The following is a 12,406-nucleotide window of genomic DNA, read 5'->3' on the forward strand; positions in this document are numbered from 1 at the left end:
CATCGGTCGCCCGGGTCAGGACAGCCGCCCGGCGAGCACCGCGACGCCGGGTCCGTCGAGCGCGTCGAGGCCGGCGGCCCGGCCCGACGCGACCAGCAGCAGGTCGGTGTCCGGGCCGCGCAGCTCGGGGCCGGTGCCGAGGGTCCAACCGGTGTCGGCCGAGACCAGCCGCAGCCCGGCGAGCCGGCGCGGCCCGCCCATGAACCGGCTGGTGGCCACGTACGCCAGGCTCGCGGCGACCACCTCCGGCGGCGAGGCGTAGGGCAGGCCGAGCGGGCGCGCGATGTCCTGGGCGTGGATGACGAGGTCCATCAGGGGGTCCATCGGCACACTGCCCGGGAAGCGGCGGGCGGAGTCGGCGCTCGCCCGCAGCTGCGCCACCAGCTCGGCCGTCGAGTACGCCGCCGCCCGCTGCGCGGCCATCTGGACCTCCATGCGGTCGAAGTCCCCGCGGGCCCGCACCGCGGCCACGACGAGCCCCGGCACGGTGATCCGGGTGGTGGTGGTGAGGTGGGCGACGACGTCGCGGACGGTCCAGGCCGCGCACAGCGACGGCGTCCGCCACTGCGGGTCGGTCAGGCCGTCGACGAGGTCGGCGAGGCGGCGGCGCTCGTCCGCGACGGCGGCGTCGACGGCGGCCCGGGGCAGCGTCGGAGGGGTGCGAGGGGTCATGGGAGTAGGACCCCGGCCGGGCGCCGGAGTCATCGCGCTCACCAGACGACGTCGAGCGACTCCAGGCCGCGGAAGAAGTAGCTGGCGATGTAGACCGGCTCGTACCCGGGGGCCAGCGACATCCCGGGCAGCCGCCGCATCAGGTGCTCCAGCGCCACCCGGATCTCCGCGCGGGCCATCGGCGCGCCCGGGCACACGTGCAGCCCGCGTCCGAACGCCAGGTGCTCGCGGACGTTGGGGCGGTCCAGGTCGACGGCGTCGGGATCGGGGAACACCGTCTCGTCGCGGTTGCCGGAACCGAACAGCAGCAGCAGGGGGGTGCCCGCCGGGAGGTCGGTGCCGCCGAGGGTCGTGTCGCGGGTCGTGATCCGGAACAGGCCGCGGTGCGGGGCGTCGCGGCGCAGCACCTCCTCGGTGGCGCGCGGGATCGTCTTCACCGGGTCGGCCAGCACCCGCTCGCGGATCGAGGGATCGGCCAGCACCGCGTACATCGTCGAGGTGATCGCGTCGCGTGTGGTGTCGAAGCCGGCGACACGGGCGGCGCCCCGCACGATGCACTGCGTGTACTCGTCGGGCAGGCCGGGGTAGCCGTTCGCGCCGTGGATCAGGTCGGAGAGCAGGTCCTCGCGGGGGCGCGCGCGGCGCTCGTCGATCAGCGCCTGCAGGTAGCGGGTGTACTCGCCCATCCGCTCGGCCGAGGCGAGGTGCGCCTCCACGGGGGCCAGCGGGTTCCACAGCGTGGTCTGGTCGTCGGTCCACACCTGGATCTGCGCGGTGTCCTCGGCGGGGAAACCGATGATCGCGCTGATCACCGTCTGCACGAACGGGACCGCGTAGTCGCCGACGAGGTCCGCCCGGCCGTCGGGGAAGGCGTCGATCAGGGCGTCGGCGGTCTCGTGCATCGTCGGCAGCATCGCCCGCACGCGCGGCCCGGTGAACCCGGCGTCGAACACGCGGCGGATCGGGGTGTGCGCGGGCTCGTCCTCGTTGACCACGGCGTTGGTCTCCGGCACGTTCCCGCGCCGCAGCACCTCGACGACCTCGGGCGCGTTCGCGTAGATCTTCGGAACGGCCGGGGCGGAGGAGTAGGTGGCCGGGTCGTCGATGACGGTGCGCAGGTCGGCGTACCGGGTCACCATGTACGCGCCCAGCGTCGGGCTCATACGGGGCGGGTGGGCGCGCGCGGCGCGGTAGAACAGGTGCGGGTCCTCCCGGTGCGGCGACACCAGCGGGTTGAAGTCGAGCTCGGCGGCGGTCACCCGGCCGACGCTAGGTGTGGCGTGGGTCACGGTCGATCCGCGCGGCGCACCCGGCCGCTCCGATCAGCGCACCGCCCGCAGCGTGTGCGAGGGCGGGCGGCCGTAGCGGGCACGGTAGGCCGCGCCGAACCGCCCGAGGTGCGTGAAGCCCCACCGGTGGGCGACCTCGGCCACCGAGCAGCGCGCCGGGTCGGCGGCCACCAGGTCGAGGTGGGCCCGCTCCAGCCGGATCCGGCGCAGGTGCGCGGTCGGGGCGACGCCGAGGTGCCGCGCGAAGCCGGCCTGCAGCCCGCGGGTGGTCAGGCCGACCCGCCGGGCCAGGTCGGCGACGGTCCACGGGTGCTCGGGCGTCGCCTCCAGCAGCTCCACGGCGTGGCGGACGGTCGCGGGCCGCGGTGCGGCCGGCCGTCGGGCGAGCAGGTCGCGCCACGGGTGGTCGGCGGCGTAGAGGAAGCCCGCGACGACGCCGTGCGCCAGCGGCCGGGCGACGACCGGGCGCCCCAGGGGCCCGTCCGGTTCCTCCACGAGATCCACCAGGGACCGGGCCAGGCCCCACCACTGCCGTCCGGGGCCGCTGAGCAGGTCGAGCCGCGACGCCAGGGCGACGGTCGAGCGGACCGGCCGGTCGATCAGCTCCTCCAGCGTCTCCTCCAGCACGCTGCGCCCGATCTTCAGGCCGAACAGCCGCCCGCCGCCCGCCCAGCCGTGCAGCCGGGTGCGCCCGTCGGGCCGGTACACCGCGGCCGTGCCCGGGTCGGCGCAGACGTCGGCGTGCCCGGTCCAGGTGCGCAGCTCGCCGTCGAGCGGGACGTTGACCTCGTAGCCGGTCTCCAGCTCGCCGGTCTCGACGCGGACCTCGCCGCTGTAGGCGAGCAGCCCGGCCGAGACCGGGCCGAGCGTGACGGCCGAGAGCGACATCGCGAACTCGCCCGGGTCGTGCGCGACGGTCAGGCGGTGGGGGAAGTAGACGCGGCCGCACTCGGCCCGGGCCCGCGCCTGGTCCGTAGTGGTGATCGACGTGCTCGGCACCGTCGCCTCCGCAGGGTCGCCGACCAGCCTGCCGCCCGGCGGCCGGAGGTCAACGGCGGCGTTCCGCGGAGGCGAACGGGTCGGGAGTGCCGTCCTCGACGATCCGCCAGAAGTCCCACCACACCGCGGGCGGCCCCTGGGTCCACTCGACCTGGGTGAGCAGGATGCCCGTGACGCCCGTCCCGGGATGGTGGTGCCAGGAGGTGCCGAGGCCGCCGTCCCAGCCGTAGCGGCCGTCGGCGCGCACCGCCACCCCGAACCCCCAGCCGAACCCGTCGTCGAGGAACACGCCGTCGCCCTGGCCGGGTTCGAGCTGGTCGCGCGTCATCTCCGCGACGGCCGCGCGGGGGAGCAGGTCGCCAGTGCGCAGCGCCTCGTCGAAGGCCAGGTAGTCGTCCACGGTCGACACCAGCCCGCCCGCGCCCTGCGGGAACTCCGGCGGCCGGCTCCACGCGCCCGTCGCGGGCTCGTCGGAGACCTCCCCGCCGGGCCGGTACAGCGTGGCCAGCCGGTGGATCGAGCTCGCCGGGACGTGGAACCCGGTGTCGCGCATGCCCAGCGGGCCCAGGACGCGGTCGTGCAGCAGCTCGGGCAGCGAGGCGCCGGCCGCGCGGGCCAGCAGCACGCCCAGCACGTCGGACCCGGTGCCGTACATCCACCGCTCGCCCGGCTGGTGCAGCAGCGGGAGGGTCGCGAAGCGGCGCAGCCACTCGTCCGGCGCGGGCGGGGCCTGCGTCCCGGGGGCGCCCTGGCCGAGGTGCAGGTCGTCGGCGGCGCGCTGGACCGGGTACGTGCCGGGCGGGGCCGGGACGATGCCGAAGCCGAGCCGGAAGGTCAGCAGGTCGCGGACGGTGATCGGCCGGTGGGCGGGGACGGTGTCGTCGAGCCCGGCGTCGAGGCGGCGCAGGACGCGGCGGTCGGCGAGCTCGGGCAGCAGCCGGTCGACGGGCTCGTCGAGGCCGATCAGGCCGTCGTCGACGAGCAGCAGCGCCGCCGCGGCGACGATCGGCTTGGTCATCGAGCTGATGCGGAAGATCGAGTCGCGCTCGACCGGCGGGCCGCCGACGCGCAGCCGGCCGGAGATCTCAACCCGGACGTCGCCGTCCCGGGCGACGAGGGCGACGAGGCCGGGGATCTCACCGGAGTCGACGTGCCGGGCGAGGGTGGAGAGGTCGGTGGGGGTCACCCCGGTGGTGACGGGTGGGGGCGGCGGAACTCATCGGCCCGGACGGTGCCGGGGCGCGACGAGGTCAGTCCGCGCCACATCCCTGCCCGTCGCCGTCGCGGTCCAGAGCGGATCGGTATCCGGGCTCGCCGACGCGGATGGGCGCGGCGCCCGCGGCCCGGACGGCGTCGCAGTTCGCGTAGTAGACCTCGGCCGGCTCCGGCTCCGGCCCCGGTTCCGGCTCGGGCGCCCGCGCGGTCGTGCGGGTGGGTTCGGGCGCGGGAGCCGGACGGCGGGTCTCGGCAGGCGCGACACGGGCCGGGTCTCCGGCGCTGTCACGATCGGGATCGGGAGCCGCCGTCGCCCGGCTCGTCGCGGCGGCCGCGCGCGGCGCGGTCGTGCCCGCCGCGGTGGTCGGCGGGAGCGCGACGACCGGGACGGCCGCCGGACGGGTGCCCACCTCCGTCGAGTCGTCGGGGCCGCCACCGACCCCGATACCGACCGCGACCAGCAGCACCACGCCCCCCACGATCCACAGCGGCTTGCGGCTGCGTCGCGCACCGGCCGGCGCGGGTCCGCGGCCACCCGGTCCCCTCGGGGCCGGTGCGGGGCCGGATCCGCCCGGCCCGGGCCGACCGCCCGGCCGCGCCGGGACCGGCAGGGGCAGCGGAGCGGGCGGCAGCACGGCCGTCCCGTCCCGGGCCACCTCCGGCAGGTACACCTGCACCTCGACCAGCCCCCGCCGCCCGTGCACCACCATCGCGACGCAGCCGGGCCGCCCACCCCGGCGCTGGACGTCGAACACGTGCGGCGCGTACCGCTCCGACATCAGCACGGTGAGGATCCCGACCCGTCGCCCGTCGACCCGGACCTCGATCACCCGCCGCCCGCGGGGGCCGGTGACGAACCCCAGCTCGGCGGCCACGCGCCGGGGCCGCCCGTCCGCCCGTGGGGCCCAGCGCGCCAGGTCGGCCTGGTGGTGCTCCTCCCCGGTGACGACGACCTTGTGCTCCGGCTCGAGCATCGACAGGCCCTGCGCCGAGTTCTCCATGTTCCCCCCACACGTGCGACGACCACACGTACTTCGGGCGAACGCGGAAGGCGTTACCGGGCGAGCTTGCGGCTGATCACCAGACGCTGGATCTGATTGGTGCCCTCGAAGATCTGCATGATCTTGGCCTCGCGCATGTACCGCTCGACGGGGAAGTCGCGGGTGTAGCCGTAGCCGCCCAGCACCTGCACCGCGTCGGTGGTGACCTTCATGGCGGCGTCCGTGGCCACCAGCTTCGCGACGCTCGCCTGGCGCGAGTAGTCGCGCCCGGCGTCGCGGCGGCGGGCGGCGTCGAGGTAGGTGGCGCGGGCGGAGTCGACGGCGGCCGCCATGTCGGCGAGCAGGAAGCCCAGCCCCTGGTGGTCGATGATCTTCTTCCCGAACGCGCTGCGCTCGTGGGCGTAGTCGACGGCCGCATCCAGCGCCGACTGGGCGAGCCCGGTGGCCACCGCGGCGATCCCGAGACGTCCGGAGTCGAGCGCGGAGAACGCGATCGGCAGGCCGTCGCCCTCCTTGCCGATGAGTCGGTCGCCCTCGATGACGGCGCCGTCCCAGTTCGCGGTGACGGTGGGGATCGCGTGCAGCCCCATCTTCTCCTCCGGCTTCCCGAAGGAGAGTCCGTCGGCCTGCCCCGGCGCGAGGAAGCAGGAGATCCCGCGGCTGCCGGAGCCGGTGCGGGCGAACAGGGCGTAGAAGTCGACGATCCCGCCGTGGGTGATCCACGCCTTCGTCCCGGTGATCCGGTAGCCGGCGTCGACCTTCTCCGCCTTGCAGACCAGCGCCGCCGCGTCGGAGCCGGCCTGCGGCTCGGACAGCGAGTACCCGCCGACCAGCTCCCCGGCGAGCATCCGCGGGAGCCACGTCTCCTGCTGCGCGGGGGTGCCGAACGCGGCGAGCGGGTGGCAGGACAGGCCGTGCACCGACAGCGCGACCGCCACGGCGGCCCAGCGCGCGGCGAACTCCTCCAGCACCTGCAGGTACACCTCGTAGGGCTGCCCGCCGCCGCCGTGCTCCTCGGGGTAGGGCAGGCCCATCAGCCCGGCCTCGGCGAGGGTGTCGAACAGGCCCTCGGGGTAGGTCTCGGCCTTCTCGTGCTCCTCGACCCGTGGGGCCAGCTCCTTGTCGGCGATGTCGCGGACGAGGGCGAGCAGGTCCTGCGCCTCCTGGGTGGGCAGCAGGCGGTCGACGGCCATGGCGGGACTCCCTCGGTACTGTGAGCGGTACGTGAGTACCGGTTAGGGTAGTCGACATGGGAGCGGCGCGGCGCACCGAACTGTTCGACGACCTCGTCACCCTGCTGCTCGACGAGGGCTTCGCCCACCTCACCCTCGACGACCTCGCCGCCCGGCTGCGCTGCTCCAAGCGCACCCTCTACGCGCTGGCCGGCAGCAAGGAGCAGCTCGTCCGGTCCGCGGTGGTGCACTTCTTCCGCGGTGCCACCGAGCGGGTGGAGGCGTCGGTGACCGGCGAGCCGGCCGAACAGGTGGGCGCCTACCTGCGAGCGGTCGCCCGGGAGCTGTCGACGGCGTCGGCCGCCTTCTTCGACGACGTCGCCGCCTTCCCGCCCGCCGCCGAGGTCTACGAGCGCAACACGCGCGCCGCCGCCCGGCGGGTGCAGCAGCTCGTCGACGCCGGGGTGGCCGGGGGCGCGTTCCGGCCGGTGCACGCGGGCTTCGTCGGCGACGTCGTGAGCGCCGCGATGGTCCGCATCCAGCGGCGGGAGGTGGCGGAGGGCACGGCCCTGGAGGACGCGGCGGCCTACGAGGCACTGGCCGACCTCCTCCTGCACGGCCTCACCCGCCGCTGACACCCCCGCTCGCACACACCCTCGCGGGCCCGCACACAGGGCCGGACCCGTGTGCCGGCCACCGGACCTGTGTGCGAGCCCCCGGGGAATGCGGCACCGGGGCACCTACGCCAGTGCGAGGAGGAGCTCGCAGAGTTCCTCCGGCCGGTTCTCCGGGACCATGTGGGTGGTCGCGATCTCGTGGTAGCGCCAGGCGTCCGAGGTGCGGGCGCGGGCGGCGGAGGCGTCGAACAGCGTGCCGTTCGGATCCTGCGTGGCCCGGATGTAGGTGAGCCCGACCCCGCGCCTCTCGACCGGCACCGAGACCCGGACGGGCTCGGTGAGCGTGCGCATCGGCTGCGCGTGGCGGCGCGGGTTGGAGCGGGCGGCGACGATCGGGTCGTCGAAGGTGCGGATGCCCGCGGGCACCGTCGGCGGGGCGTCGGGGGAGTCGTCGCCGAGCGCGCCGCCGGTCAGCGACCGCACGCTGTCGCCGTCGTCGGGGACGAAGGCGTCGAGGTAGACGAGCTCACGGACGCGGTCGGCGACCAGCTCCATCGCCCCGGTGACCACCATGCCGCCGTAGGAGAAGCCGAGCAGCACCGCGTCGTCGACGTCGTCGTAGTGCAGCACGTTGACGACGTCGCGCACGTGCAGCGACAGGTCGACGTGCGGCCCGGTGAGGTGGCTGCGCTCGCCGAGCCCGGTGAGGCTCGGCGTCAGCGCCTCGTGGCCGGCCGCGTTGAGCAGCCTGCGCACGGCCCGGAACCCGTAGGAGCCGCCCCACGCGCCGTGCACGAGGACGAACGTGGCCATGTCAGCGGGCGGGCGCGCCCGCGTCCCGGACGCCGGCCGGGTCGGCCGCGGTGCGCGCGGCCAGCGGGCCCTTGGTGCGCCGCTGCAGCCACCGGCGCCCGGTGTGCAGGGCCTTGCTGACGGTGTTCGGCCCGCGCCGGGCCTCGATGAGGTCGCCGACCTTGCCGAGCAGGAAGCCGGCCACCGGAGCGCCGACGGCCAGGATCAGCCACATCCGCAGCCTGCGCGAGAAGAATGCCCACATGCGGGCAGACCCTAGCCGCGCACCGCGGGCGGACGCCGCCGGTACTGCCACCGGCCTCGTCCGGCGTACCCTCGTAGGGGTGGCGGGTGACCGCTCGCCCCTGGTGGGGCTGCTGATCTACCTACTCGTCGCAGTGGCACCGACCCTCGTCCTGTGGGTCACACTGCGGCTGCTGCCCCGTGCGGTCGGCGCGGTGCTCGAGCGCCGCCGCCGTCCGTCGCCCGGCCCGTCGTTCGAGCAGGTGGTGGCCGACGTGCGCCGGCTGCGGCGCGAGGTCCGCGCCGGTCGGCCGGGCTCGCACGTGCGCCAGGTCGCCGTGTTCTCCGCCTACGACGACGTGCTGCTGCAGCTGTGCGCGGTCGTCGGCGTGCCCGACCCGCCCCTGGCGACCGCCGACGGGCGCGACCGCGCGTTCGCCCGGCTGCTCACCGAGGCCGCGCTGGAGGAGGCGGGGGTGGCGCTGGACCCGCCGCGCGGCGGTGCGGCCGCAGCGTAATGTTCTCTTTACCCGCGTGGGAACGTCGACAGGGCCTCCCGCGTTGGACAGGATGCACGGCATTCATCCAGGGAGGATCCAGGTGCGCAGCAGCAGCAATCCCGCGTTCCGCAACCTGCCCAGCGGGGGCAGCGGCGGATACGCCACGTTCGACCGCCAGGGCGGTGGCGCGATGAGCGGAGCCGCCGCCTACGCCGACACCCAGACCTCTCAGGTCGAGTACGGGCGCGCCGCCGGTGGCGAGCGCCCGATCACCATCGACGACGTCGTCATGAAGACGGGCCTGAGCGCGGGCACCGCCCTCGTGCTCGGCACCCTCACCGCGGTGTCGGGGCTCTACGGCCTGGCGCTGCCCGCGTTCATCGTCGGCTTCGTGGTGTCCCTCGTCCTGATCTTCAAGCCGAAGTTCGCCGGTGCCCCGCTGGTGCTGCTGTACTCCGCGGCGATGGGCGTGGCGCTCGGCGGCATCTCGGGCATCTTCAACGACATCTACCCGGGCATCGCGTTGCAGGCCATCGTCGGCACCGCGGGGGTGTTCCTCGGCATGCTGGTCGTCTACAAGACCGGCGCGGTCCGCGTCACCCCGCGCTTCACCAAGTGGCTGATGGGCGCGCTGATCGGCGTCGTCGTCCTGATGATCTTCAACCTGGTGATGAGCCTGTTCGGCGTCAACACCGGCCTGCGCGACGGCGGCCCGCTCGCCATCGGGTTCAGCCTGCTCGTGATCGGCGTGGCGGCGTTCAGCCTGCTGCTCGACTTCGACTCGGCCGACCAGGCCATCCGCGGCGGCGCACCGGCGAAGTTCGCCTGGTACATCGCCTTCGGCCTGATGACCACGCTGGTCTGGCTCTACATCGAGATCCTGCGCCTGCTGAGCTACCTGCGCCAGGACTAGCCCCACCCCGCACGACGGCGGCCCCGCACCGATCCGGTGCGGGGCCGCCGTGCGTCGTACGGGGTCAGCTCAGGCGCTCGAGCACCATCGCCATGCCCTGGCCGCCGCCGACGCACATCGTCTCCAGGCCGATGGTCTTGTCGCGGCTGCGCAGGCCGTTGAGCAGGGTGGAGGTGATGCGGGCCCCGGTCATGCCGAACGGGTGGCCGATCGCGATGGCGCCACCGTGCACGTTGAGCTTGTCCTCGTCGATGCCCAGGTCGCGGGCCGAGGGGATGACCTGTGCGGCGAACGCCTCGTTGATCTCGACGAGGTCGATGTCGTCGATGGTCATGCCGGCCAGCGCGAGCGCCTTCTTCGACGCCTCGACCGGGCCGAGGCCCATGATCTCGGGCGACAGGCCGGAGACGCCGGTGGAGACGATCCGGGCGAGCGGGGTGAGGCCCAGCTCGGCGGCCTTCGTGTCCGACATGATCACCAGGGCGGCGGCGCCGTCGTTGAGCGGGCACGCGTTGCCCGCGGTGATCAGGCCGTCCGGGCGGAACACCGGCTTGAGCTGCGAGACACCCTCGTAGGTGGTGCCGGCGCGCGGGCCGTCGTCGGTGGAGACGATGGTGCCGTCGGGCAGCGTGACCGGGGTGATCTCGCGGGCGAAGAAGCCGTCGGCGATGGACTTCTCGGCCAGGTTCTGCGAGCGGACGCCGAAGCGGTCCATCTCCTCGCGGGTGACGCCCTTGGCGCGCGCGAGGTTCTCCGCGGTCTGCCCCATCGCGATGTAGGCGTCGGGGACCAGGCCCTGGCTGCGCGGGTCGACCCAGGTGTCCGTGCCGGACTCCGCGGTGGCGGCGGTGCGCGCACCCGCCTCGGCGAACAGCGGGTTCTGGGTGTCGGGGATCGAGTCGCTGTTGCCCTTGGCGAAGCGCGACACGGTCTCGACGCCGGCCGAGATGAACACGTCACCCTCGCCGGCCTTGATCGCGTGCAGCGCCATGCGGGTGGTCTGCAGCGAGGAGGAGCAGTAGCGGGTGACGGTGGTGCCGGGCATCGTGTCGTGCCCGAGCAGCACCGCGACGATGCGGGCCATGTTGAAGCCCTGCTCACCGCCGGGCAGGCCGCAGCCGAGCATGAGGTCGTCGACGTCGGCGGGGTCGAGTGCGGGTACCTGCGCCAGCGCGGCCTTCACCATCTGGGCGGCGAGGTCGTCGGGGCGCATTCCGGCGAGGGACCCCTTGAACGCGCGGCCGATGGGGGAGCGGGCCGCTGCGACGATCACGGCTTCGGGCATCGTCGATCTCCTTCGTGGGGGACGTTTCCTGCGAAGGAGGGTACTCGCGGGTAACTGCGAGTGCGGCCGGTGCCGACGTGACGTGGCCCGCTCCCGCCCGCCCGAGCGGAGCCGCGCGCGCAGTCCGGACGACCCGGTGTCGGGCCGCCGCCGGGCGTCGACGGACCGACGCGGCGGGTCAGCGGCGGACCGTGGTGCCTGTTGCGCGCGTTCCCGGGTCCCGCGCGCTCCCGGGGGCGCGCGAGACCCGGGAACGCGCGCGGGAACACCGTGCCTGACGGTTGCTGTCAGGGATCCGCGGCATCGTGGGGTATGGCCACCTGGAGGGACCTCGAGTCCGCGGAGCCGGCGTTCGCCGTCCGGGCCCGCGCGCTGTTCGACGCCCACAAGCACAAGACCATCGCCACCCTGCGCGCCGACGGGTCGCCGCGGATCAGCGGCATCGAGGTGCAGTTCGTCGGCGACGACCTCACGTTCGGATCGATGCCGGGCGCCCGCAAGGGCGCCGACCTGCGACGGGACCCGCGCTTCGCGCTGCACAGCGCCTCGGTCGACCCGCCCGCCGACGAGGCGGCGTGGCCCGGGGACGCGAAGGTCGCGGGTCGTGCGGTGCTCGCCGGGCCGCTCGACGGGCCGGCGTCCGGCGACCTGTTCCGCGCCGAGATCCACGAGGTCGTCGTCACCGGCCTGAACGCCGACGCCACGCTGCTGGTGGTCGAGTCGTGGACGCCGGTGCGGGGGCTGCGTCGGGTGGAGCGGGAGTAGGGCGGACGAACGGCCGGTGCGACCGGAGCCCACTGCCCGTGCGGCAGGGGCCCGGGGCCCGGCGACATGGTGGTCGCCCGAGTCCTCCGACGGCGTACGGAGCGCGGGGTGGGGCGCTCGTCGCCGGGCCGGTCGCACCGGCCGCCTTGTGGGGACCGTAACAAACGGGTTTGAATCTTGTACATGGGGGACGTTTGTTACCGGGGCAGGGTGCTGCTCCTGGACCTCGACGGTACGGTCTGCGTCGGCGACGGGCCCGCACTGCGCTACGCCGACGAGGTGGCGGCCCGGCTCGACGGGCCGGGCCGGGCCGCGTTGCGCGAGGCGGTCACCGCGTTCCTGGACGGTGCGGGCGGCACGGCGGCGCAGGACGTCTACCAGCTCGTCCAGGAGGTCGCGACCGCCCGCGGACTGGCGCCGCAGGAGCAGGGCCGGGCGTACCGGGCGAGCCGGGCGGCCCTGCTCGCCGAGGGGCTGGGCGTCCGCGCGCCGGCCGGGCTGGCCGAGCTGCTGGCCGGGCTCGACGTCCACGTCGTCGTCCTCACCAACGCCCCGGCCGACGGCCTCGATGTCCTGCTGGACCGGCTCGGCCTGGCCGGCGTCGTCGACGAGCGGATCGGCGACGCCGGCAAGCCCGACGGCATGGGCCCGGCCGTCGACCGGCTGCTCGCCGAGCACGGCATCGCCGACGAGCCGGGGCGGCTGCTCAGCGTCGGGGACCTGTGGGCCAACGACCTGCGCGCCCCGCGCGAGCGCGGCTGCGCCACCGCCTACATCGACCGCTTCGACCTGCGCCAGGGCCCCGCCGACGCCCGCGCCGCCACGTTCGAGGAGCTGTACGGCGCGGTGCGGGCGTGGGCGTCCGGCACCGCGGTGAACAGCGCGTGACACCGCGGTCGAGGTTCGGTCTCGGCCGTTGTCGGTGTGTCCGGGTGCTGGCTAC

General features: G+C 74.8%; 14 protein-coding genes. 5 read left to right on the forward strand and 9 right to left on the reverse strand.

Annotation, left to right across the window (positions count from 1 at the left end; translation table 11 throughout):
* Positions 1-15: 15 nt before the first annotated feature.
* From PHY01_RS14395 to PHY01_RS14420, 6 genes are all read right to left on the reverse strand, one after another.
* The gene (locus tag PHY01_RS14395; RefSeq protein ID WP_141279156.1) at positions 16-672 is read right to left on the reverse strand and encodes a maleylpyruvate isomerase family mycothiol-dependent enzyme; all 657 of its coding nucleotides are present in this window, start codon (positions 670-672) and stop codon (positions 16-18) included.
* A 38-nt stretch (positions 673-710) separates the two neighbouring features.
* Complete coding sequence (locus PHY01_RS14400; protein WP_246085899.1) at positions 711-1,931, reverse strand: cytochrome P450; 1,221 nt, start codon at positions 1,929-1,931, stop codon at positions 711-713.
* A 63-nt stretch (positions 1,932-1,994) separates the two neighbouring features.
* Complete coding sequence (locus tag PHY01_RS14405; protein WP_141279157.1) at positions 1,995-2,960, reverse strand: AraC family transcriptional regulator; 966 nt, start codon at positions 2,958-2,960, stop codon at positions 1,995-1,997.
* A gap of 49 nt (positions 2,961-3,009) precedes the next feature.
* Positions 3,010-4,146, reverse strand: a complete 1,137-nt coding sequence (locus tag PHY01_RS14410) for a serine hydrolase domain-containing protein (RefSeq protein WP_141279158.1) — start codon at positions 4,144-4,146, stop codon at positions 3,010-3,012.
* Between the two features lie 64 nt (positions 4,147-4,210).
* Positions 4,211-5,176 (reverse strand): excalibur calcium-binding domain-containing protein, encoded by a 966-nt coding sequence (locus tag PHY01_RS14415; protein WP_246085900.1) that lies wholly within the window; start codon positions 5,174-5,176, stop codon positions 4,211-4,213.
* Positions 5,177-5,229: 53 nt separating this feature from the next.
* The gene (locus tag PHY01_RS14420) at positions 5,230-6,369 is read right to left on the reverse strand and encodes an acyl-CoA dehydrogenase family protein (protein WP_141279159.1); all 1,140 of its coding nucleotides are present in this window, start codon (positions 6,367-6,369) and stop codon (positions 5,230-5,232) included.
* A 56-nt stretch (positions 6,370-6,425) separates the two neighbouring features.
* Between PHY01_RS14420 and PHY01_RS14425 the strand changes: the two genes are divergently transcribed.
* Complete coding sequence (locus PHY01_RS14425) at positions 6,426-6,983, forward strand: TetR/AcrR family transcriptional regulator (protein ID WP_141279160.1); 558 nt, start codon at positions 6,426-6,428, stop codon at positions 6,981-6,983.
* Positions 6,984-7,088: 105 nt separating this feature from the next.
* Here PHY01_RS14425 and PHY01_RS14430 read toward each other — a convergent pair whose 3' ends face one another.
* Positions 7,089-7,778, reverse strand: coding sequence for an alpha/beta fold hydrolase (locus PHY01_RS14430; protein ID WP_141279161.1), 690 nt, complete (start codon positions 7,776-7,778; stop codon positions 7,089-7,091).
* A gap of 1 nt (position 7,779) precedes the next feature.
* Complete coding sequence (locus PHY01_RS14435) at positions 7,780-8,022, reverse strand: hypothetical protein (protein ID WP_141279162.1); 243 nt, start codon at positions 8,020-8,022, stop codon at positions 7,780-7,782.
* Between the two features lie 79 nt (positions 8,023-8,101).
* On the opposite strand from PHY01_RS14435, the gene PHY01_RS14440 reads away from it, so the two are divergent.
* Together PHY01_RS14440 and PHY01_RS14445 are read left to right on the forward strand one after the other, a co-directional pair.
* Positions 8,102-8,518, forward strand: a complete 417-nt coding sequence (locus PHY01_RS14440) for a hypothetical protein (RefSeq protein WP_246085901.1) — start codon at positions 8,102-8,104, stop codon at positions 8,516-8,518.
* 82 nt (positions 8,519-8,600) lie between these two features.
* Positions 8,601-9,413: a Bax inhibitor-1/YccA family protein gene (locus tag PHY01_RS14445; RefSeq protein WP_141279163.1), complete on the forward strand. Its 813-nt coding sequence runs from the start codon at positions 8,601-8,603 to the stop codon at positions 9,411-9,413.
* Between the two features lie 64 nt (positions 9,414-9,477).
* Here the strand turns inward: PHY01_RS14445 and PHY01_RS14450 are convergent, their stop codons facing one another.
* Entirely contained in the window at positions 9,478-10,698 is a 1,221-nt protein-coding gene (locus PHY01_RS14450) for an acetyl-CoA C-acetyltransferase (protein WP_141279164.1), read from the reverse strand.
* Between the two features lie 312 nt (positions 10,699-11,010).
* Between PHY01_RS14450 and PHY01_RS14455 the strand changes: the two genes are divergently transcribed.
* Both PHY01_RS14455 and PHY01_RS14460 read left to right on the forward strand, forming a co-directional pair.
* Positions 11,011-11,463 (forward strand): pyridoxamine 5'-phosphate oxidase family protein, encoded by a 453-nt coding sequence (locus tag PHY01_RS14455; RefSeq protein WP_141279165.1) that lies wholly within the window; start codon positions 11,011-11,013, stop codon positions 11,461-11,463.
* A 210-nt stretch (positions 11,464-11,673) separates the two neighbouring features.
* Positions 11,674-12,351, forward strand: a complete 678-nt coding sequence (locus PHY01_RS14460; protein WP_170183813.1) for an HAD family hydrolase — start codon at positions 11,674-11,676, stop codon at positions 12,349-12,351.
* The last annotated feature ends 55 nt before the right edge of the window (positions 12,352-12,406 follow it).

Origin of the sequence: Pseudonocardia hydrocarbonoxydans (genome assembly GCF_006539565.1) — a bacterium.
In the GTDB taxonomy this organism is placed as follows: domain Bacteria; phylum Actinomycetota; class Actinomycetes; order Mycobacteriales; family Pseudonocardiaceae; genus Pseudonocardia; species Pseudonocardia hydrocarbonoxydans.

What these genes read in the sequence shown, in the direction of transcription:
- PHY01_RS14415 (WP_246085900.1), bottom strand. Translation starts at nt 5,176, where the DNA reads ATGGAGAACTCGGCGCAGGGCCTGTCGATGCTCGAGCCGGAGCACAAG.
- PHY01_RS14430 (WP_141279161.1), bottom strand. Translation starts at nt 7,778, where the DNA reads ATGGCCACGTTCGTCCTCGTGCACGGCGCGTGGGGCGGCTCCTACGGG.
- PHY01_RS14425 (WP_141279160.1), top strand. Translation starts at nt 6,426, where the DNA reads ATGGGAGCGGCGCGGCGCACCGAACTGTTCGACGACCTCGTCACCCTG.
- PHY01_RS14420 (WP_141279159.1), bottom strand. Translation starts at nt 6,369, where the DNA reads ATGGCCGTCGACCGCCTGCTGCCCACCCAGGAGGCGCAGGACCTGCTC.
- PHY01_RS14455 (WP_141279165.1), top strand. Translation starts at nt 11,011, where the DNA reads ATGGCCACCTGGAGGGACCTCGAGTCCGCGGAGCCGGCGTTCGCCGTC.
- PHY01_RS14435 (WP_141279162.1), bottom strand. Translation starts at nt 8,022, where the DNA reads ATGTGGGCATTCTTCTCGCGCAGGCTGCGGATGTGGCTGATCCTGGCC.
- PHY01_RS14395 (WP_141279156.1), bottom strand. Translation starts at nt 672, where the DNA reads ATGACCCCTCGCACCCCTCCGACGCTGCCCCGGGCCGCCGTCGACGCC.
- PHY01_RS14450 (WP_141279164.1), bottom strand. Translation starts at nt 10,698, where the DNA reads ATGCCCGAAGCCGTGATCGTCGCAGCGGCCCGCTCCCCCATCGGCCGC.